A 21137-nucleotide genomic window follows, 5' to 3' on the forward strand; every position below is an offset into this window, starting at 1 on the left:
CCGTGCTCATGACGAGGAAGGCGACCCGCCATTCGCCGCAGAACCGTTGCCTGTGCCGGGCCGCGCGAGCTGGACGAACACCGCGTCGATCGAGTCGGCGTTGAACCGGGCTTTCAGCTCGGCCGGTGTCCCCAATGCGGCGATCCGGCCGTCGACCATGATCGAGACGCGGTCGCAGTACTCGGCCTCATCCATGTAGTGGGTGGTTACGAAGACGGTGATGTCTTCCTCCGCCGCGGCGTAGATCATCTCCCAGAACTGCCGCCGGGTGAGCGGGTCGACTCCGCCCGTCGGCTCGTCCAGGAAGACCACCGCCGGCCGATGGATCAGCGCGACGGAGAAGGCGAGCTTCTGCTTCCACCCGAGGGGAATGGAGCCCACCAGGGCGTCACGCGCGCTGGTCAGCTCCAGCCGTCGCAGCAGCTCCTCCTGCCGGGCCTCGATCTCGTCGTCCGAAAGGCCGTAGATGCCGCCGTACAGTGTGATGTTCTCTGCGACGGTCAGGTCCTCGTACAGGGAGAAGCGCTGGCTCATGTAGCCGATGCGGCGCCGGACCTCCTCGGGCTGGCGAACGACGTCGCACCCCGCGACCGTCGCTGACCCGCCGCTCGGGGCGAGCACACCGATCAGCATGCGGATTGCCGTCGTCTTCCCCGCCCCGTTGGCGCCGAGGAAGCCGAACACCTCGCCCGGCTGCACCTCGAAGCTGATCGAGTCCACCGCCGTGAAGCTCCCGAAGCGGCGCGTCAGGCCGACCACCTCGATGGCTGCGCTCATGCGGCGGGCGCCTCCTCGCGACCCTCGATCAGTGCCAGAAAGGCGTCTTCCACGCCGGGACGAATCGGGACCACCTGGGCGTGCTCGAAACCCTCCTGGCGCAGCAGGCTGCGGATCTCCGCGGCGAGCGCCTGCGGCGTCACGCCGGTTCGGCGATCGGCATAGTGCAGCGTATCCCCGAAGGGGTGAACCGAGAGGGCATCGGGATGCTGCCGCAGCCGCAGCAGCATCCGGTAGCGTCCGGGACCGGTGATCGAGAGGAGCGGCGTGCGGACGCGGTCGCCGATCCGGCCTGGCTCGTCCACCGCCAGCAATCGGCCGGCCTGCATCAGGCCGATCCGGTCGCAGCGCGCGGCCTCGTCCATGTAAGGGGTAGCCACGAGAATGGGCAGGCCGGAGGCCTTGAGCTCGGCTAGCAGGTCCCAGAGCTCCCGGCGCGATACGGCGTCGACCCCGGTGGTCGGCTCGTCCAGCAGCAGGAGCTGCGGGCGGTGCACGAGCGCGCAGCAGAGCGCCAGCTTCTGCTTCATGCCGCCGGAGAGCGCCCCCGCGCGGCGCTCGCGAAAGGGCTCGATCTGACGATAGATGGGGGCGATGGCGGCATATCCCTCGTCCACCGTCGTGCCGAACACCGCCGCAAAGAAATGCAGGTTCTCCTCGACGCTCAGATCGGGATAGAGGGAGAAGCGACCGGGCATGTAGCCGACGCGGGCGCGGATCTCCCACAGGTGACGGCCCACGTCGAAGCCCAGGACGGTGGCCCGACCCGTATCCGGGAGAAGCAGGGTGGAGAGGATGCGAAAGAGGGTGGTCTTCCCTGCACCGTCGGGACCCACCAGCCCGAACAGCTCCCCGGCGTTGACCCGCAGCGAGATCCCATCCAGGGCGGTGTTCTCGCCGAAGCGGCGGCTGAGGTTCTCGACCACGATCGGTTCCTGCACGCTCACTCGACCGCCGCTCGCGGCGAGAGTGCTCACCGAGGACACACGGCGCCGGAAGAGGCGGCTCATGCCTCCTCCGCGGCGCTGGCAGAGTCGGCGCGCTCGCCTCGATCCCCGGCAGGGGGGACCGGCGCGGAGCCGAAGGTGACGTCCGCCGGCATCCCGATCTTCAGCCTACCCTGCGGATTGGGCACGCGGACCCGGACGGCGTAGACCAGATCGGCCCGCTCGTCCCGCGTCTGGATCGGCGTGGGCGTGAATTCCGCCGAGGGCGAGATCCAGGTGACCACGCCCCCTACTGGCATCAGCTCGCCACCTCCGGCGTCGACTCGCACGGTGGCGGGCTGCCCCACGCGTAGCTGCAGCAGCTGGTCGCCCGCCACGTAGGCACGCAGATCGAGGGTGTCGAGATCCGCGATCCGATAGAGCGGCTGGCCCGGCTGCACGACTTCGCCTTCCTCGACGTAGGTGGTGAGCACCGTCCCGCTGTGCGGATTGCGCACGACGCTGCGGGCGATCCGCTCCTCGATCTGGGCGACCCGGGCGGAAGCCGAGGCGGCCTCCAGAGCGACGCTCTCCTGCTGCGCGCGCAGCGCGTCGAACTCGGCCTGCAGCGTCCGCAGCTCTCTCTCTGCCTGGTCGAGCTGCACCGCGGTGGCGGCGGTCGCCGCGAACAGCCGCCGCGTACGCTCGTAGCTGCGACGCGCCACCTCCAGTTGCGCCTCGACGGCGCGCAGCCGCTGCGTGACCTCGACCTCGCGAAGGGTCGCGGCTTGGTGTTGGGCTTCGATCTGCCGCCGCTCGAGCGCGAGCTGGATCGTGTCGACCACCGCCGCGATGGATCCCGCGGCGATCCACATTCCTTCGTCCGGCACGAATCGCTCGAGCTGGCCCGCGCTCTCCGCCGAGACCACCACCTCGGTGGCTTCGAAGTTTCCGTACGCGTGGGGCTCCGGTGTCCGGCGGCACGCGCCGACGACGCAGAGGGCAAGCAGCAGCGATGGTGCGATTGGCCTGCCCGACAAGTGGACGATCATGGGATCGGTTGACCGATGATGGTGAGGAGCCGCGCGCGGGCGTGTGCCAGACCGATCGAATGGTTGACCCGGTCTAGCCGCGCGCGGAGAAGGTCGGCCTCGTCCTCCAGCAACTCCGCTGAGGTCACGACGGCTTCTTCGAAGCGGAGGCGGGTCTCCCGCAGGATCTGCTCGCTCAGCTCGACGATACGGTCGTCGCGGGTAAGGGCTGCCTCCAGCTGCTCGACCTCGGCGAGCTGCGCGATCACGGACTGCTCCAGCTCGCGCGTGAACGCCTCCGCCTCGGTTTTCAGGATCTCCTCCTGGAGCGCCAGCTCTCCGCGCTCGTTCCTGACCGTTCCGCGCTGCCACGGCGACCACTCCACCTCGATTCCCGCGAGCCAGTACTCCTCGGCGCGCGTGGAAAGAGGGTTGAGTCCCGGTCTGCCGTAGCCCGCGCGGCCGAAAGCCGACAGGCGGGGTCGGGCGCGCGCCGACAGAGCCTGTGCCCGTCGCTCCAGGACCTCCGCGGTCTGGCGGAAGCGCTCGTACTCAGGGCGCGTCTGCAGAGACTTCCATTCCTGCGGGGCGGCGTTCTCCAGCGCCGCAAGAGAGGGCGGCTCGAGCCGGGTCGCGCTATCGATGGGAACCCCGGTGAGCTGCTCCAGCTGGTCGCGCGCTGCCTCCGCCCTCGCACGCAGCTGATCCCGCGCCTGCTCACGGCGCAGGAGCTCCCTCTGGAGATCGGCCTCCTCGCTGGGAAGCGCCGCCCCCTCCCTTCGGCGCGCCTCGACCACCTGCAGGTGCGCCTGGATTGCCGCGATCGCCGCATCCACCTCATCGGCTTGGGCTCCCAGCAACAGAGCCGCGAAGAAGGCCTCGCTCACCCGATCACGGATCGAGTAGAGCGAGGCGTCGACGCTGGCGCGGGCCTCTTGGCCGCGCGCGGTCTCGACCCGGCGACGCGCTGAAACGGACGGGTCGTACAGGCTCTGCCGCAGGGTGACCGCGGCCTCGTAGGAGTCGCGAGGGGGCACCGGGGGAGAGAAACCTCCGGGTAGATCGAACGGAATCGAGGGGACGACGGACTGGTGCTGACCACGGGCATACAGTCCGATCGCCGGCAGCCGATCGGCGTCGATCGTGCGCAGACGCCTCTCCGTCTGCGCATCCACCAGCCCCGGCTGTGTGGAGCGCGGATCCTCCTGCAGGGCAGCCTCCAGGAGCTCCGCCAGCCGGACCGTGTCTGCAGGCGTGTTCGTCGCGCCGGTCGGTCCCGCCTGAGCGGCGCCACCTCCCGCCACAACAGCCGTCGCGAGCAAGCCAATGAAGGCTCCGCGAATCAGACGAGGGTAGCTCATGGCCGCAACGACCGGAGGATGAGGTCCGGAAGCTCCGCCCGCCTTTCATCCAGGATGCGGTCGAACGCATCGGGCTCGCCGGGCAGGACGAACGGGAGGATGGGCAGGACGAGGAAAGGAGCGGCCACGAGACCCATCACATTGAGGAGAAATTGCTCGGGCGCGATGGGACGCAAGCGACCCGCCGCCGCCTCTTCGTCCAGCTGTCGCCGCAGCAGCTCGAGCACCTCGTGCGGATCTCGACCGCGGCCACCGGCGGCATTGGCCACCAGCGCCTGAAAGCGCTCCGGATGATGGTGCAGCTCCGAGAGCACGTAGGCGGGCAGGTAGGGGGTCTTCCGCACCGTGTCGATGTAGATTTCCACCGCGCGCCGAACCTTCTGCTCCAGGGGCGCCGCGGACCCGAGGATCTCCGCCACGGCGGGCACCAGTCGCTTGGCCACCTCCAGAAAGACCGCCTCCGCCAGCCGCTCCTTCGAGCGGAAGTAGTAATGAAGTAGCGCTTGGTTCACGCCCGCTTCCTCGGCGATCTCCTGCATGCGGGCGCCCGCGGTTCCGCGCCGCATGAACACGCGTCGCGCCGCGTCGAGGATCCTCCGCTCCGTACCGCTGTCATCCGTCCGTCCCACTTCCGCCTTCGCCATTTGACGCCCTGCCGTCAATGACTGAAACCCGGATCAAGCACCTTGATCGTAGGCTTTAATCATATGGTTCAACTATTTGACCAAGTATAGGCATCGTAGTGCAAGAACGCAAGAGCGACCCTCACCGATCAGGGAAGGGCCGCTCCTTCACCGGGATGCCTGGGGCGGGATTCGAACCCGCACGGCTCTCGCCGGACCTTTTTAAGAGGTCTGTGTCTACCGCTTCCACCACCCAGGCGAGGTCCGGAAGATCTGATGTCTTGCTAACCGCTAGCCGGTGGCAATCGGTAACCGGTCACCGCCTGTTGCGTTCCACCGGCGACGCTGCCGCTCGCAGCCGGGCAATGTTGTGGCCGATATCGCCCCCGTCTCCGAAGATGGCCGAGCCGGCGACGGCCACCGTGGCGCCCGCCGCCACCACCTCCGCCACCGTCTCGCTCCGGATTCCTCCGTCCACCTCGAGCTCGACACCAGCCTGGCCACGTCGGCCCAACAGCTCCGCCATGCGCGCCACCTTCTCCCCGCTCCGCGGGATGAAATCCTGGCCCCCGAAGCCCGGGTCGACGGTCATCACCAGCACGAGATCGAGGTCCCCGGCAATCTCTGTCAAGGTCTCCACTGGAGTGGCAGGATTGAGGGCCACTCCTGCGCGCACGCCGAGTTGGTGAATACGATGCACCGTCCGGTGCAGGTGCGGAAGCGCCTCGACGTGTACGGTGAGCGAATCGGCGCCGGCGTCGACGAACGCCTGCAGGTGCTCGTCCGGATTTTCGACCATGAGGTGCACGTCGATCGGCAGCCGGGTCACGCTACGGATCGCGGCGGTCACCGCCGGCCCCACCGTCAGATTGGGGACGAAGTGGCCGTCCATGACGTCGACATGGATCCAGTCGGCCCCTGCCTGCTCGGCGGCACGGACCTGTTCCCCGAGGCGGGTGAAGTCCGCCGAGAGGATCGAGGGAGCGATCTTCAGGGGCATGTCAGACGGAGGCGCCAGCCCGGGAAAGGACGCGTATCTCGTCGTTGGAGGCGACCACCACGTGATCGGCCAGGCCCACGAAGAGCCCGTTCTCGACGATCCCCGGGCGATTGTTGAGCTCCCGCTCGAGCGCGGCCGCATCGTCGATGCCGTCGGGGAACCGGCAGTCCAGAATGTAGTTTCCCCCGTCACTCACAAAGGGCACGCCGTTCGCAGTCCGACGCAGCTCGGGAATGGCCCCGAGGGACCGTAGGAAATCCGGCTGGATCGCGGCTCCGAACGGGTCAACCTCCACGGGCAGCGGCATCCGCGTACCCAACTTCGCCACTTCCTTCGAGGCGTCGGCAATGATAACCCTCAGGCGGGACGCGGCCGCGACGATCTTCTCCCGCAGCAGCGCGCCGCCCCGCCCTTTGATGAGGTCGAGCCGCTGATCCACCTCGTCAGCACCGTCAATGGTGACGTCCAGGACTGGCTCCTCATCCAGAGAAACGAGGGGAATTCCGAGCTGACGCGCCACTTCCTCCGTCTGCCGCGACGTGGGGACGCAGCGAATGCCCAGCCAACGCCCTTCCCTACGGCCTTCGGCGATGACGTCGAGAAGGTGTCGCACCGTGGAGCCGGTACCGAGCCCGACCACCGCATCTTCTCCGATCCAGCGCGCCCCGTGAATCGCGGCCCTGCGCTTCTGCTGCTCCTCGTCCACCTAGGGTCTCCCGGCTCCGGTTCAATGTGAGCGGGAAAGATAGGAAGATCGACGCCCCGGCGCGAGGCAGACTGGGAGCCAGTGCCCGCCGGTCCGCCGCGGAAACCAGCACGAAAAAAAGGGGCGCCCCGAAGGGCGCCCCCGCCTGCATTCCTGCTTTCGCAGCTTCGATCAGCCGCGCGGCCGGAGCACAGCGCGCTGCTCGTACGGCTGGAATTCGCAGCCCGGACGGACCGGGACGTAGATCACGCGGTACGGCGCCTCGGCCGAGGCCTCACCGAAGACGGTGATGCCGTTGACCGTGCCCGCGGCCGTCAGCTGCGAGGGGCTGACCATGCGCGTCACGCCGTACTTCACGTACTGCTGATCGTTGTAGGTCACCGAGTCGCTCTGGATGAACCAGGATTCGTTCGCCGCATAGTTCGGAGCCGATGTCGGATACGCGGTCGCGAACGGCTGCCCGTTCACCGTGGTGTCACCCGTCGCCGGATTGAACGTCGCGGTCACCTCAGACAGCGCGCCATTCTGCACTACGCACACCGAGATCTGCCGGGTGGCAGGGGGCGGCGGAGGCGGCGGCGGCGGCGGAGGCGGCGGCGGAGGAGGAAGGACGATCTCCTCCGGAGCACCACCGAAAGCGAACTTCAGGCCCAGCGTACCCCGCGGGGTGAAGGTGAACTTGTCCTCGGCAGCGCCGCTGTCACCCACATGCGCGGGCGAGTCATACCCGTGAACGGCCACCTCCGAGAAGATCCCGATCGAGTTCGACAGGCTGACCCAGTCCCAACCGATACCGACGTTCCCCTGACCGACAGTCGAATAACCCGGATTGTGCGAAACGCAGGTATCCTCGTAGCCCTCGACGCAGGTGATCTGATCCTCGTCGCCACCCGCCACGTTCGCCCAGGCGGCACCACCGCCGAGGAACAGATACATCGAGGACAGCATCCGGCTGGTGCTGTTCAGGAACGGCCGGAAGGCCAGGTTCAGATCAGCCAGATAATTGTTTACCGGATAGTCGGACTCGCTCGCAGACTCGTCGTCGGCCTCGGGCAGCCCGGTCGGGAAATACCCACCGTGCAGCCGAACGCCGATCGCCGGAGTCGCCCAGAAAGTCGCCTGGGCGCCGAAGATCGGGCCGAAGCCGGTCTTGAACCCCTCATCTCGGATCTCGAACCAATCGCTCGTGTACTGAATACCTCCGTACAGTCCGAGATCAAACACGGACGGTGTCTGCGCACTTCCGTCACTACCCGTCCCCGCCACCAAAAACATCACAGTAGCGGCGGATGCCAGTAATCGTTTCATCGATTCCCCTCCGTACGAGGTGGTAGTTTACCGCCTCCCCCCAATGGAAGACGAACACCAACGCGGCCCGCCTTCAGTCAAGAAAAATGCCAGGCCGTCCCACGGGTCCTACTCACAAGGGATGCAACGGCTTATCACCTCCCTTCCACTCGCGGTGCACGACCCGGGACGGTTCCGCCAACCGCACCACCCCCGCGGGGATCATTCGGCGTGCGGTCTCGGACCCGCCTCCTACAAACCCCCGAGCCCTTGCGCAGGGGACCCAACCCCCGCGCCGGGGCGCACTTATCATACCAAATGACGAGAGCGCCGCGGCGCTCGCGCGCCGTTCGGCACTCCCCACTACATTACTCGAATTGAATTCGTTTGTGTACGCAATGTACGGTCCCGCCCAACCCCGGCCGAGCTCCGCAGGAGCCGACCCACCCCTGGCGATTCCATCGCCTTCCGCAACGGCGGCAGAGACAGGTAGCCAACCTGTCCGCTCGACGTTCGTCGGACCAGTCACCCGCACCGCCGTGGCCGCTTCCTCCTCACACCGCCCGACCAATGGCCACGTCCGCACGTCACCTACCCCGGCCCAGGTGCTTCCCCTCATCCTCCTCCTTAATCCAATCGGGCGATCCCCTGCGGGAGAACGCCCATGGACACGGTATGCTTACAAATCGCGCTGGTACACGCAGGAAAAATGCCGTATAGACTTCCTGCCAGCCGAACCTGCTCGCAACCGATGCCTTTTATCCTGAACCGCCATCATTGTTCCGGAAGCGGGGTAATCCGGAGCGTACTCACGTCGATCCGGGGAAGCTCCTCCTGCTCCTCGCCTCCGGGCAGCGGCGGCAGCACCTGCTCGGCAATGATGCTCAACGCCCGATTGTATATGACGTCCGCCACGCCTTCGGGAAGCATCATCGTCTCCAAATACAACTCGATCGACTCGGAGACGGAAAGCTCGCTGGACAGCGCGCGCGCGAATGTGAGACTGTTGTGTACGTGGGTCTGGAGGATCCCATCCTCCGTCCGGGCGGCCGCGAGATTGATCCGTTCTCGCAATTCGTCCTGTACACGTCCACGCACGCGCCGACGAAGCCGTGCGAGCAGCGCATCCGAACGCCCCGAGCGACCCTCGCCGCGATCTTCCTCTTCGGGCTCCCGCTCGGCGCTTACCGCCGAGTCGGCGAGCGTCGCCCCGCCGACACTCCCTCTCCGCCCCAACTCCGCCAGCGCCCGACTACCTACATTCCGAGCCTGTTCCGGAGTCAGCCGCAGGATGCGTACGTAGATATCGAGCGCATCATCGAACGGCATCCGATCGGCCACGAGATCGACCAGGGCGAGCACGTGTCGAACGTGCGTCGAGAGGAGGCGCTCCTGGCAGACAGCGGTCGTGAGATCGACCTGCCGCTGCAACGACCGCGACATACCTTTGATGAGGGCCACTGGCGCGTCCTTCCCGGCGATCCGGGGCGTGAAAGCGAGAGCATCTTACCGCATTAGCGGCCCTTGTCAATGTTTGGGGCCGACCTCGCGAGGCGCAAAATCCATTCCGATTGCCCCCTCAAAAAAAGGCGCCCCACAGAGTTGCAAGGCGCCTGCTCTGGCCGATCCTAACCGGAAGCGTCGCTTACTGCTCGCCCTCGAGGGCACCCGACCCACTCGGGGCGCCGCCGCCGCTCTCATCACTCGACGCCCCTTCGGAAGCGCCCGCCTCGCCCCCGGCCTCGCCAGAGGGCTGCAGCGGCGCGACCTCCGACGTCGTCGGAACGGTGGGCGATGAGGCCGGGGGCTGCAGCCCCTCCCGCAGGATCGAGCTCGAATGGGTGGACCCTCCCGACATCAGCGAGAGCACAAAGCAGAGGACCAGGAAGATCCCCCCTGTCCACCACGTAGCTTTCGTCAGCAGCGTGGTCGCCTGACGGCTGCCAAAAATGGAATCCGTCCCGGCTCCCGCCGCCCCCATTGCGGCCAGGCCTCCGCCCTTACCGGCCTGCAGGAGCACGACCGTGGCCAGCAGGAACGCGTCCAGGACCAGCAGCGTCAGCAGCAGATAGTACACAGAACCTCTTCGCCTCGAGTGATACCGACGGTAAGCTGTCTACTGTAATGGGGGCCGCCGGGACGGTCAAGCAGGAACCGCGCAGATGCGAGCAAATCCTTGCGGATCCAGGCTGGCACCCCCGACCAGGAGGCCGTCGACCCCGTCTTCGGCGAGCAACTCGGCCGCGTTCTCCGGCTTCACGCTTCCGCCATATAGAATCGGGATGCGGGCGGCCAGGTCCTGATCGTAGCGGCGGGCCAGGTAACCTCGCACCGCTGCGTGCATCTCTCGAGCGTCGGACGGCGCTGCGGTGCGTCCGGTTCCGATCGCCCAGACCGGCTCATAGGCGATGACGACGCGGGCCGCATCGCCAGCCTCCAGGTCTTCGTAGACGGCGCGGAGCTGCTCCTCCACAACCGCCACGGCCCGGCCGGCCTCGCGCTCCTCCAGCAGCTCCCCCACGCACAGTACCGGTGAGAGGCCCGCCTGCAAGGCGGCGCCTACCTTCCGGCGCGTATCCTCGTTGGTCTCGCCAAAGAGATGTCGTCGCTCACTGTGACCCACCAGGACCAGCCGAGCCCCGGCTTCCGCCGCCATCGGGGCGGACGTCTCGCCGGTGAAAGCTCCCTTTGCTTCCCAGTGGATGTTCTGCACCCCGAAGACGATCTCTCCGCGGCCGCTGGCCGCCGCGATCGCGGCGCCGAGGGAGATCGCCGGGGGAAAGAGCGCCACCGTGCGGTCCCTCGTGCCGGGATACGCCGCCAGGAAGGCGGAGATGAAGCTCTCCGCCTCCCGGGGCCCCATGTGCATCTTCCAGTTCCCCGCGATGATCGGCGTCCGTAGCATCAGCGGGGCCCCTCGTTGCGCGGGCTCAGCGCCGCCACACCCGGCAGGGTCTTCCCTTCCAGAAACTCGAGCGAGGCACCGCCACCGGTGGAGACGTGGGAGACCTGGTCCGCCAGGCCCAGCTCCGCGATGGCCGCGGCGGAGTCACCGCCCCCAACTACTGTGGTCGCGCCCGCCCGGGTCGCCTCCACCAGGGCATTGGCGACGCGCTCGGTGCCGCCGCGGAACTCCGCGATCTCTGCGACCCCCATCGGCCCGTTCCACAGCACCGTTCCACCGTCGCGAATGATTGCCGCAAAACGCTCCGCCGTCTCGGGCCCGATGTCGAGGGCCATCCAGCCCTCCTCCACGCCGTCGACCGGCACCACCCGGGTTTCGACGCCCGGCTCCATGGCGCGCGCCACAACCAGGTCGCTGGGAAGGACCAGCTTCTCTCCGGAGCGCGCCAGCAGGTCGTTCGCCATGGACAGGCGCTCCTCCTCAACCAGCGAAGAGCCGGTGCTCTTCCCCTGAGCGCGGAAGAAGGTGTTGGCCATCGCGCCGCCGATCAGCAGGCGATCCACCTTGGGAAGGAGCGCTTCGATCACGTCGATCTTTCCGGAGATTTTTGCCCCGCCCAGGATGGCCACGAAAGGCCGCCGCGCGTTCTCCAGCGCACCGCCGAGGTAGGCTAGCTCGCGCTCCATCAGCAGGCCTGCTGCGGCCCAGCCTCCCCGCTCACGGATTACCTCCGCGATGCCGGCGGTGGAGGAGTGCGCCCGGTGCGCCGCCCCGAAAGCGTCGTTGACGTATACGTCGCCGAGATCGGCGAACTGGCGCGACAACTCCGGGTCGTTCTTTTCCTCGCCCGCATGAAAGCGCGTATTCTCCAGCACGAGGATATCGCCGTCGCGGAGCTCACGGGTCGCCTGCACGGCCCCCTCGCCCACCGACTCACCAAGGAAGTCGACCTTCTGACTCACCAGCGAGGCCAGCCGCTGCGCCGCGGGCCGCAGCGACATTTCGGGCACGGGCCTCCCCTTCGGGCGGCCGAGGTGCGAGAGGAGCACCACTCGGGCGCCGCGCGAGGTCAGCCACTCGAGGGTCGGGAGCGTGGCCCGGATGCGGGTATCGTCCGTCACCTCCTGGCGGTCGTCCAGGGGAACGTTGTAGTCCACCCGGACGACCACCCGGCGACCCCGGACCGCGCTCTCATCCAGGTCCTTCAGGGTCAATCGGTCCATGCGCGTCTCCTCAGAGCCGCTCGGCCACGTAACGGGCGAGGTCGACGCACCGGTTGGAATAGCCCCACTCGTTGTCGTACCAGGCCATGACCTTCACCAGCCCCGCCACGACGTTCGTCGACGGACCGTCCACGATCGCCGAGTTGGCGTTGCCGATGAAGTCCACCGAGACAAGCTGCTCATCGGTGTAGTCGAGGATGCCCTTCAGGTGCCCCTGGGCAGCCGCCTTGAACGCCTGGTTCACATCGTCGATGGTGACGTCCTTCTCCAGCTCGCAGGCGAGGTCGACGATCGAGACGTCGGGCGTCGGGACGCGCATCGACACGCCGTCCAGCTTCCCCTTCACCTCGGGGATGACCAGCGAGGTGGCCTTCGCCGCACCGGTCGTGGTGGGGATGATCGACAGCCCCGCCGCGCGCGCACGACGGATGTCCTTGTGCGGTAGATCGAGGATCTGCTGGTCGTTCGTGTATGAATGAACCGTCGTCATGAAGCCGCGACGGAAGCCGAATTCGTCCAGCAGGACCTTGACGACGGGCGCCAGGCAGTTGGTGGTGCAGCTCGCGTTCGAGATGATGTGATGATTGGCCGGGTCGTACTTCTCCTCGTTGACCCCGAGCACGATCGTCACGTCCTCGTTCTTCGCGGGCGCCGAGATGATGACCTTGCGCGCGCCGCCCTCCAGGTGCTTGGCGGCGTCCTCCCGCTTGGTGAAGCGGCCGGTCGACTCGATCACGATATCTACGCCCAGGTCCTTCCAGGGAAGGCTGCCGGGATCCTTCTCCGCGAAGACCCGGATCTCGTCCCCATCGACGGTCAGCGAAGATTCACCCGCCTCGACCGTGCCCGGATAAGCGCCGTGCACGGAGTCGTAACGGAGAAGGTGCGCCAGCGTGCGGGGATCAGTCAGGTCGTTGACGGCAACGAAGTCCAGATCCGTCACCCCTGCCTTCTTAGCGGCCCGCAGGATGTTCCGGCCGATGCGGCCAAATCCGTTGATTGCAACACGTATCGCCATAGCGAGCTCCATGCTCTGAATTTGTAGAAAACCGCGGGAAGGCTCCCGCAGTCCCGATCACCGGCGCAGCTCTGGCAGCGCTCTCGCAAAGGTGAGCACGCTGACTGCGCGGGCTCCTGCCCCGAGTAGCGCATCCGCGCAGGCGAGAGTGGTTGCCCCTGTCGTCCACACGTCGTCCACCACGAGGAGGTGCCGCCCCCGGATCGCTCCGACGCTCTCCGCAGGGACCCGGAAAGCGCCCGCTACGTTAGCCCGGCGTTCTGCCGGATGCAAGGTCGTCTGGGACTCGGTGGACCGGCTTCGCACCAGCACATCCGGCCGGCACTGGAGGCCCCGGATTCGGCAGACTACCTCCGCCAGCAGCCCAGCCTGGTTGTACCCCCGCTGCCGCAGTCGTACGCCGCTCAGCGGCACCGGCACGAGCATCTCCACCTCCTCCTCCGTCTCACGTCCGAGCCACACCGCGGCCATGCGACCCCCCATGAGCGAGGCCAGGCAGTGCCACCCCCCGTATTTGAGCCCGTGAACGAGGCGGTGGGCCGGTCCTTCGAGGACGAACGCGGACCGCAACGACCGGACCGCGGGAGGAAGCAGATCGCAGGTCGAGCAACCCTCCCGCGCGAGGGCCACGGAGGCGGCAGGAGGTCGTGGCGAATCGCACCGGGGGCACCGCGGGCGAGGGATCTCCCGGAGTCGGGTACGGCAGGCGCCGCATAACCGCCGCTCGCTGGCGGACGTCGGGACGAGCGCCCCGCAGCCCAGGCAGACAGGCGCGAAGAGGAGATCGGCAAACCCCGCGAGCAGGGTGCGAGCCGCCGGGTGAAGGAAGGCGCGCATTCGCGGGGCTTGTGGCTACGCCAGGGTGCGTGCGGGTGCTTCAGAGAGCCCGCGTGGCCGCCTCGATCGCCGCACGCATCACCTCCAGGGGCGCGGGAATGCGCCACCAGCGCTCGAACGCGGCGGCGCCCTGCCAGAGGAGCATCTCGCGGCCGTCCGCGGCGGGAATCCCGGCCGCCTGCAGCCGCCGCACCCATTCCGTGCCCCCGTTGCGATACACCATGTCGAAGCCGGCGCGCAGACGGTCGATAAGCCTGTCGGAGAGCGGAAGAGAGTCCCGGGCGTGCAGTCCGAGCGGAGTGGTGTTGATGGCGAGATCGAAGCTTCCGTCCGGAAGCTCCTCCTCCCGCTCCGCGACCCTCGCCCGGAAGGGGGCATCGTGGAAGAGGGCCGCGAGCGCCTCGGCCCGGCCGCGCGTGCGGTTCAGGAGGACGACCTCGCCGGCGCCGCCGTCCGCAAGCGCGGCCAGGGCCGCCCGCGCCGCGCCGCCGCTCCCCACCAGGAGAACGCGGGCGCCCGCGGCCGAGCCCCCCAGCAGTGCCTCGATGGCGCGAGCCGAGCCCACCACGTCGGTGTTGTCGCCGCGGATGCGGTCGCCCTCGGACCAGAAGGTGTTGCAGGCGCCCGTCCGCCGCACCGCCTCGGTCGGCTCATCGACGGCCTGGGCAGCCACCTCCTTGTGCGGCACGGTGACGTTGCCCCCTCCCCCGGCCAGCGCGATCCCTCGCAGCAGCCCGGGAACGGCGGCCCCTTCGCAGCGCAGCGCCAGGTAGACGCCGTCGACGCCGGCGTGGCGGAAAGCGGCGTTCTGGAAGATGGGGGAGATCGAATGGGCGACGGGATTCCCGAGCAGGGCGATCAGGCGCGTCGCCGAAGTGGGGAGGTCCGTCACGGGTGGAGAATCGGCGCCAACCGGTCGAGTGAGCTGGAGACGAGCCGCTCGAGCTCGCGGATGGTCTCCTCGTAGACCTCCTCGGAGCCTCCGAACGGATCGAGGACCGGCGCACCCGCCCCCTCCTCGCCCGCGGCGAAGTCGCCGAGCAGGGCCACCTTCGACCCGCCGCCGAGCCGCTCCACCGCTTCGTAGTGCGAGAGGCTCATCACCAGGATCAGATCCGCCCATTCCACCAGCTTCTCATCGAGCTGAGTGGAGGCGTGCGGGGCAAGGTCGATCCCGCGACGCGCCGCCACCGACACCGCCGGCGCAGCGGCTGCTGCGCCCGGCTCCGCGCTCGTTCCCGCCGAGGCGACCTTCACGTGGGTCCAGCCGCGCCGCTCGAGCTCCGCCCGTGCCACCGCCTCCGCCATGGGCGAGCGGCAGGTGTTCCCCGTGCAGACGAACAGGATGTTGTACGATGTTCCTGGGGAGAACGTGCTCGATCGGGATTCCATATCTTTCGCCCTTCGTCTCCCTTCAGGGTCCGCGAGCGTCGTCGACATCGTGCGCACGCCTGGCGATCGCCTCGGCAATGGCGAGGTCTTCGGGCCGCGTGATCTTGAGGTTGTCGCGCTCACCGTCCACGACCACGACCGGCAGCCCACAACGTTCGAAGATCGCGGCGTCGTCGGTCTCGGTCCAGCCCTCCCGAGCCGCCCGCTCATACGCGCTGACCAACATCCGGCGGGGAAACCCCTGTGGCGTCTGCGCCTGCCAGATCTGCGCCCGTGGCAGCGTGGCCACCACCCTTCCGGATTCGTCCACCCGCTTGATCGTGTCCGTGGCGGGGAGGGCCGCCACCACACCGGTCGAGCTCGCCCGCTGCAGGACCCGGTCGATCAACACCCGGGTCGGAAAGGGCCGTGCACCGTCGTGCACCAGCACCACATCGACTTCCTCCGGCAGCCGCGCCAGCCCACTACGTACCGAGTCGCCGCGCTGGGGACCGCCGCGAGCGAACAGAACCGGCAGGCCCTGGAGCCAATCGGGTGGCGAGTCGACGTCCTCGGCGGGCAGCACCACCACTACGGGGCCGATCCCGGGATGCTCCACGAAGGGCCGCAGCGCCCGCAGCAGCACCGGTTCTCCGCACAGCTCGAGGTACTGCTTCCGCACCCCTCCCATGCGCCGGCCCGAGCCGCCTGCCACGATCACCGCCGCGGCAGTCGCCGGCTCAGGGGAAGAGGTGGTCGATGAGCTCCCGGACATCCGCCGTTTCCATGATACGCAACCCCTCCGGTGCTCCCCTCGGACGACCGCGCGCCGCCACATAGGCGCTGGTGAAGCCCATCCTCGCGGCCTCCGCGAGGCGACGCTCCACCTGTCCCACCGGGCGCAACTCGCCTCCCAGCCCCAGCTCCCCGATCACCACCGCTTCCGGCGGCACGGCCCGGTCGAGCACGCTCGAAGCCAGCGCCGCGGCAACCGCGGCGTCCCCCGCCGTCTCCACGATCCGCATCCCTCCCACCACGTTGAGAAATACGTCCAACTGACCGAAGCCGATCCCCGCTCGCTTCTCCAGCACCGCCAGCAGCAGGGCGAGCCGCTTGTGGTCGAAGCCGGTGCTCACCCGCTGCGGGGCACCGTAGGGGGCGCGGGTCGCCAGCGCCTGCACCTCCACCAGCAGGGGCCGCGAGCCCTCCATGGCGGCCACCACCGCCGACCCCGACCCGCCCCGCGCGCGATCGGAGAGGAACAGCTCCGAAGGGTTCGACACCGGAATCAACCCCTCGGGCGCCATGCGAAAAACGCCGATCTCGTCGACGCTCCCGAAACGGTTCTTGGTCGCGCGCAGGATGCGGTGATCCAGCGAGCCCGCTCCCTCGAAATACAGCACGGTGTCCGCGATGTGCTCGAGGGTGCGAGGCCCGGCGATTCCTCCGCCCTTGGTCACGTGGCCAACGAGGAAGACGGTTGTCCCCGTCTCTTTGGCAAAGCGCTGCAACCGGGCGGCACACTCACGTACCTGCCCCACGTTGCCGGGTGCCCCTTCGAGGTCGGGAGTATAGACCGTCTGGATGGAGTCCACCAGCAAACATCGGGGACTCAGCTCGGCCGCGCGAGCCAGAATGGCTTCGAGCTCGGTCTCGGCAAGGATGCGGACCTCCCCCGCCCCGTCCCCCAGCCGATTCGCTCGCAGCCGCACCTGGAGGGCGCTCTCTTCCCCCGACACGTACAGCGTCGGGAGCCCCGCGGCCTCCAGCCGCGCCGCCACCTGCAGCAGCAGGGTGGATTTCCCGATCCCCGGCTCGCCGCCGACGAGTACCACCGAGCCGGGCACGATCCCGCCGCCGAGCACGAAGTCGAACTCCGCCAGCCCGGAGCTCCAGCGCTGCTGGTCGATGCCTTCCACCTCCCGCAGGCGGACGGGTGCCGGCCGGGATCCTCCCCCGCGCCGGGCGCCGCGACCGCGCCCCCGCTCGGCGCGGGGGAGCGCCTCCTCCACCAGCGTGTTCCACTCCCCGCAGGCCGGACACTGTCCCTGCCACCGCAGGGTGTCGTTCCCGCATTCGGTGCAGAAGAAGCGGGTGCGCGTCTTCGCCATCAGGCTGCCCTCCGGGTGATCGCTGCGACTGGCTGCCGATACCCGAAGAGGTTCAGCCGGTGCCCGACCTCGCCCTTACAGTGACCAATGCATCTCCTCCCGGCGCCCTGAACACCGGCGACCTGTGCGCCGCCGTCTTGCCTGCGGGTCATCAGGGCTCGTCAGTCCGGTAGGAGAAGCTCTCGAAGCGCGTGTATTCCTTATGGAAGACGAGGGGAACCACACCTGTCGCCCCGTTCCGCTGCTTGCCGATGATCAGCTCCGCGCGACCCTCGAGGCTGTTCCCGTCCTTGTCCACGGGGCCGAAGTAGTACTCGGGGCGGAAGAGAAACATGATCAGGTCCGCGTCCTGCTCGATCGCTCCCGACTCGCGCAGGTCGGACATCATCGGGCGCTTGTCCGGGCGCGACTCGACGGCACGGCTGAGCTGCGACAGCGCCACCACCGGCACGTCCAGCTCCTTCGCCAGCGCCTTCAGCCCCCGTGAGATCTCGGACACCTCCTGCTGCCGGTTCTCCATGCGGGTCCCGGTGGTCATGAGCTGGAGGTAGTCGACGATGATCAGCGCCAGGTCCGGGCGATCGGCCTTCAGCCGCCGCGCCTTGGCGCGCATCTCCAGAATCGAGATGCCCGCGGTGTCGTCGATGTAGACGGGCGCCGTATTCAGCAAGCCGGCCGCCTGGGCCAGGCGGGGGTAGTCGTCGTCGCGCAGTCTTCCGGTGCGCACCCGGCTGGCGTCGACCCGCGCCTCGGAGGTGAGCATCCGCTGCACCAGCGCTTCCTTGCTCATCTCCAGCGAGAAAAAGGCGACCGCCTTCTGCGCTCCGATGGCGGCGTGCTGGGCGATGTTGAGGGTGAGGGCGGTCTTTCCCATCGACGGTCGCGCCGCAACGATGATCAGGTCGCCGCGCTGGAATCCCGCCGTCAGGTGGTCGAGATCGGGGAATCCGGTGGGAACGCCGGTGATCGCCGAGCCCGACTGCGACAGGATCTCGATCTGCTCCATTGCCGGCCAGAGCAGCTCCTTGATCCACACGAAACCGCGCCGCTCGTGGACCTGCGCGATCTCGAAGATGCGCTGCTCCGCCTCGTCCAGCAGCTTATCGACGTCTCCCTGGTTGGCGTAGGTGTCCTGGATGATCGACGTCGCGGTGTCGATGAGCCGCCGCAGTACCGCCTTTTCCCGGACGATCTTGGCGTGGTACTCCAGGTTCGCCGCGGTGGGGACGTAGTCCCAGAGCTGCGCCAGGTAGGCGGCACCCCCCACCATGTCGTAGTCCCCCGTTGCGCGGAGGTGCTCGGCCAGGCTTACCGGCTCTATCGCGCCACCGGTCTCCCAGAGGCGCACCATGGCCCGATACAGCCGGCGGTGCGCCTCCCGGTAGAACATCGTCTCGTCCAGGATCTCGATGGCGCGGACGATGGCGTTCGGGTCGATGAGCATCCCGCCCAACACCGACATCTCCGCCTCGATGGAGAAGGGTGGCCGCCGTTCGGGCGCGGGAGGGGCCGGTGCAATCGAAGAAATGGACTGCATGGGGTTTCTCAGGCTTGCCTTCCGGCGAGAAAAAGCAAAACGCGCTCAGGCGTGCGCCGCGTCGCCGTCGAGAACGGAACGGAGGCGCTGGAGGTCTTCCCACACCGGCCGGATCCAACCCGGGTTACGGAGGAGCGCGGCCGGATGGAAGGTGGGGATCAGCGGCCTCCCCCGGTACTGGTGCACACGCCCGCGCAGACGATTGATCGGTTCACGCGTGCCGAGCAGGGTCTGAGAGGGGAAGGTGCCCACGGTGAGGATGACACGCGGGGCGATCAGCTCGACCTGGCGGTGGAGAAACGCACTGCATGCTTCGATCTCGTCCGGCTGAGGATCGCGGTTCCCCGGCGGCCGGCACTTGAGAACGTTGCAGATATAGACGGACTCCCGCGGAAAACCGACGGACGCCAGCAGCAGGTCGAGCAGCTGACCGGCCCTACCCACGAAGGGTCGACCAGTCCGGTCCTCCTCCGCCCCCGGGGCCTCGCCCACCACCATCACCTCGGCCGTCTCGCTCCCCTCACCGAAGACGACCCGTTTGCGCGTCTGTGCCAGCCGGCAGGCCATGCAACCCATCGCCGTCTGCCGCACCGAGTCCAGCTCTCCCAGACGGATGATGTGCTCGGCTCGGTGACCGGGAGCCTCCACGTCTGTCGCGTTGGTCAATCGATCGGCATCCGCCACCGCGGCCTTCGCTGGTACACCGGCGGTCTCCGCTCCGCGGCGGCTTCGGTTGGGCACGCTGACGGAAGCGCGCTCCTCCTGCCGCCCTGACTGCCGCGCAGAGCTTAGCCTCTCGACCAGTTCAAGCAGCTCGACGGCGGTGAGCCGGTCGAGCACCCATTCGCTCTGCCCCAGCTCGCGCGACTGGCGCAGGTGCCGCCGCAGCAGGTCCGTCGGAGAGGTCACGGGGTCGCCCTCTCCAGATACGCCGCCACCCGGTCGAGGATCTCGTCCGCGACCTCGTCCTTGCTCAGGAGCGGAAGATCCGCCTCATTCCCGTCCCGGTCCAGAATAACCACCCGGTTGGTGTCCACCTCGAATCCTGCGCCCGGCTCGGTGGCGTCGTTCACGACCAGCAGGTCGAGCCCTTTCTTCTGCAGCTTCTCCCGGCCGTTCTCGACAGCCGATTCGGTCTCCAGGGCGAAGCCCACCACGACGCTCCCCAGCCGCCGCCTGTTGCGGGTGACGAGCAGGATGTCGTCGTTCGCCTCCAGCGGGATCTCCGGAGGGGCCTCCCCTTTCTTGATCTTCTGCGGCACCGCGCGGGCGGGCCGAAAATCGGCCACCGCCGCCGCCATGATCAGTGCGTCGGCGGAGGGGAGCTCTTCGGCCACCGCGTCGCGCATCTCCGTTGCCGATTCCACGCGAACCAGGCGCACGCCGGTCGGAGGTTCCAGCGCGGTGGGTCCGGAGATCAGGGTGACCTCCGCCCCACGTCGCCACGCCGCCCGCGCCAGCGCATACCCCATCCGACCGGACGAGCGATTCCCGAGAAAGCGCACCGGATCGAGCGGCTCGCGCGTGGGTCCGGCGGTGACCAGCACGCGCCGCCCGCTCAGCGGATTGGGCGGCTCGAGGGCGCGTGCGCAGTGCTCGAAGATCTCTTCCGGCTCGGGCATGCGACCGCGACCCTCCCCTTCTCCCCAGGCGAGCGGCCCCAGAGCGGGCTCGATCAGCGTGTAACCGAGCTCCCCCAGGCGCTGCAGGTTTCGCTGCATCTGCGCATGCGCGTACATCCGGTCGTTCATGGCCGGAACGAGCAGCACGGGGGCTTCGGTGGCAAGCAGGATGGAGGTGAGCAGGTCGTCGGCCATGCCGGCCGCGGCGCGCGCGAGGAAGTTGGCGGTGGCAGGCGCCACCACCACCAGGGAGGCCTCACGTGCGAGCCGGATGTGGGTAACCGCCTCGCCGGGCGCGTGGGAAAGGGTACGCACCGGCCTCCCGGTCAGCGCCTCGAAGGGGAGCGGCTGTACGAACTCCAGCCCACCCCGGGTGATCACCACGTCCACCTCCGCGCCGGCAATCGTGAGATCGCGCGCGAGCTGGATCGACTTGTACGCGGCGATCCCCCCGGTGACACCAAGCACGACGCGGCGCCCCACGAACGGGCGCCGCGCGGCACGTGGGCGGGCCGGCATCGCGGTCAGCTCTCGTCCCGGCGGCGCTCCACCAGCTGAAAATCGACCGAGCCCTGAGCCACCTCCCGCAGGGCGATGGTGGTCAGCTTCTCCGGTGGCTCCTGCCCGGGGACGGGCTCCTCGTAGACTTGCCCGCGACGAAACTCGTTCATCGCGCGGGCGTACTTCGCGGCCACCAGCACGCCGAGGTACTTGCTCCCGGTGTGTCGGGCGATCTGCCCGGGGGTGATGACCCTCATTGCTCCTCCACTGCTCTCGGGAAAGCGCGCGCGGCCAGAGGCCG

The 21137-nt window shown here is 68.2% G+C and carries 22 protein-coding genes and 1 tRNA gene; all 23 read right to left on the minus strand.

Translation table 11 applies throughout. From position 1 onward, the window contains the following. Positions 1 to 6: 6 nt before the first annotated feature. Complete coding sequence (locus VF167_16265; protein ID HEX6926980.1) at positions 7 to 777, minus strand: ABC transporter ATP-binding protein; 771 nt, start codon at positions 775 to 777, stop codon at positions 7 to 9. Continuing rightward, positions 774 to 1787 (minus strand): ABC transporter ATP-binding protein, encoded by a 1014-nt coding sequence (locus VF167_16270; protein HEX6926981.1) that lies wholly within the window; start codon positions 1785 to 1787, stop codon positions 774 to 776. Before VF167_16270 ends, VF167_16265 begins: the two co-directional genes overlap by 4 nt. Beyond that, positions 1784 to 2755, minus strand: coding sequence for an HlyD family efflux transporter periplasmic adaptor subunit (locus VF167_16275; protein ID HEX6926982.1), 972 nt, complete (start codon positions 2753 to 2755; stop codon positions 1784 to 1786). Before VF167_16275 ends, VF167_16270 begins: the two co-directional genes overlap by 4 nt. Beyond that, positions 2752 to 4095 (minus strand): TolC family protein, encoded by a 1344-nt coding sequence (locus VF167_16280; protein HEX6926983.1) that lies wholly within the window; start codon positions 4093 to 4095, stop codon positions 2752 to 2754. The genes VF167_16275 and VF167_16280 overlap by 4 nt, the downstream gene beginning before the upstream one ends. Beyond that, a complete protein-coding gene (locus VF167_16285) occupies positions 4092 to 4739 on the minus strand; it encodes a helix-turn-helix domain-containing protein (protein ID HEX6926984.1) in 648 nt (215 codons plus the stop codon). Before VF167_16285 ends, VF167_16280 begins: the two co-directional genes overlap by 4 nt. A gap of 156 nt (positions 4740 to 4895) precedes the next feature. Beyond that, positions 4896 to 4977: transfer RNA gene (locus VF167_16290), tRNA-Leu, on the minus strand. 57 nt (positions 4978 to 5034) lie between these two features. Then, the gene (gene rpe, locus VF167_16295) at positions 5035 to 5718 is read right to left on the minus strand and encodes a ribulose-phosphate 3-epimerase (protein HEX6926985.1); all 684 of its coding nucleotides are present in this window, start codon (positions 5716 to 5718) and stop codon (positions 5035 to 5037) included. Position 5719: 1 nt separating this feature from the next. Next, a complete protein-coding gene (gene rpiA / locus VF167_16300; GenBank protein HEX6926986.1) occupies positions 5720 to 6424 on the minus strand; it encodes a ribose-5-phosphate isomerase RpiA in 705 nt (234 codons plus the stop codon). Between the two features lie 171 nt (positions 6425 to 6595). Then, on the minus strand, positions 6596 to 7732 hold the full coding sequence (locus tag VF167_16305) for a hypothetical protein (protein HEX6926987.1): 1137 nt from the start codon (positions 7730 to 7732) through the stop codon (positions 6596 to 6598). A 753-nt stretch (positions 7733 to 8485) separates the two neighbouring features. Then, a complete protein-coding gene (locus VF167_16310; GenBank protein ID HEX6926988.1) occupies positions 8486 to 9172 on the minus strand; it encodes a hypothetical protein in 687 nt (228 codons plus the stop codon). A 184-nt stretch (positions 9173 to 9356) separates the two neighbouring features. Continuing rightward, complete coding sequence (gene secG, locus VF167_16315) at positions 9357 to 9788, minus strand: preprotein translocase subunit SecG (protein ID HEX6926989.1); 432 nt, start codon at positions 9786 to 9788, stop codon at positions 9357 to 9359. Positions 9789 to 9854: 66 nt separating this feature from the next. Further along, a complete protein-coding gene (gene tpiA / locus VF167_16320; protein ID HEX6926990.1) occupies positions 9855 to 10616 on the minus strand; it encodes a triose-phosphate isomerase in 762 nt (253 codons plus the stop codon). Continuing rightward, positions 10616 to 11839, minus strand: coding sequence for a phosphoglycerate kinase (locus tag VF167_16325; GenBank protein HEX6926991.1), 1224 nt, complete (start codon positions 11837 to 11839; stop codon positions 10616 to 10618). Before VF167_16325 ends, tpiA begins: the two co-directional genes overlap by 1 nt. A gap of 10 nt (positions 11840 to 11849) precedes the next feature. Then, a complete protein-coding gene (gap, locus tag VF167_16330; GenBank protein HEX6926992.1) occupies positions 11850 to 12857 on the minus strand; it encodes a type I glyceraldehyde-3-phosphate dehydrogenase in 1008 nt (335 codons plus the stop codon). A gap of 57 nt (positions 12858 to 12914) precedes the next feature. Then, a complete protein-coding gene (locus VF167_16335) occupies positions 12915 to 13427 on the minus strand; it encodes a ComF family protein (GenBank protein HEX6926993.1) in 513 nt (170 codons plus the stop codon). Between the two features lie 307 nt (positions 13428 to 13734). Then, complete coding sequence (locus VF167_16340; protein ID HEX6926994.1) at positions 13735 to 14586, minus strand: shikimate dehydrogenase; 852 nt, start codon at positions 14584 to 14586, stop codon at positions 13735 to 13737. Next, complete coding sequence (locus tag VF167_16345) at positions 14583 to 15086, minus strand: low molecular weight protein arginine phosphatase (GenBank protein ID HEX6926995.1); 504 nt, start codon at positions 15084 to 15086, stop codon at positions 14583 to 14585. The genes VF167_16340 and VF167_16345 overlap by 4 nt, the downstream gene beginning before the upstream one ends. Positions 15087 to 15108: 22 nt before the next feature. Further along, on the minus strand, positions 15109 to 15840 hold the full coding sequence (gene ispD, locus VF167_16350; GenBank protein HEX6926996.1) for a 2-C-methyl-D-erythritol 4-phosphate cytidylyltransferase: 732 nt from the start codon (positions 15838 to 15840) through the stop codon (positions 15109 to 15111). Continuing rightward, complete coding sequence (gene radA, locus VF167_16355) at positions 15806 to 17176, minus strand: DNA repair protein RadA (GenBank protein HEX6926997.1); 1371 nt, start codon at positions 17174 to 17176, stop codon at positions 15806 to 15808. The genes ispD and radA overlap by 35 nt, the downstream gene beginning before the upstream one ends. A gap of 151 nt (positions 17177 to 17327) precedes the next feature. Beyond that, positions 17328 to 18713, minus strand: coding sequence for a replicative DNA helicase (dnaB, locus tag VF167_16360; protein ID HEX6926998.1), 1386 nt, complete (start codon positions 18711 to 18713; stop codon positions 17328 to 17330). A gap of 45 nt (positions 18714 to 18758) precedes the next feature. Continuing rightward, positions 18759 to 19622 carry a uracil-DNA glycosylase gene (locus VF167_16365; GenBank protein HEX6926999.1) on the minus strand — a complete coding sequence of 288 codons (864 nt, stop codon included), beginning with the start codon at positions 19620 to 19622 and terminating at the stop codon, positions 18759 to 18761. Further along, positions 19619 to 20854, minus strand: coding sequence for a bifunctional phosphopantothenoylcysteine decarboxylase/phosphopantothenate--cysteine ligase CoaBC (coaBC, locus tag VF167_16370; GenBank protein ID HEX6927000.1), 1236 nt, complete (start codon positions 20852 to 20854; stop codon positions 19619 to 19621). Before coaBC ends, VF167_16365 begins: the two co-directional genes overlap by 4 nt. A 5-nt stretch (positions 20855 to 20859) precedes the next feature. After that, positions 20860 to 21093 (minus strand): DNA-directed RNA polymerase subunit omega, encoded by a 234-nt coding sequence (gene rpoZ, locus VF167_16375; GenBank protein ID HEX6927001.1) that lies wholly within the window; start codon positions 21091 to 21093, stop codon positions 20860 to 20862. Positions 21094 to 21137 lie beyond the last annotated feature (44 nt).

It is taken from the genome of Longimicrobiaceae bacterium (genome assembly GCA_036375715.1).
Taxonomy (GTDB): domain Bacteria; phylum Gemmatimonadota; class Gemmatimonadetes; order Longimicrobiales; family Longimicrobiaceae; genus DASVBS01.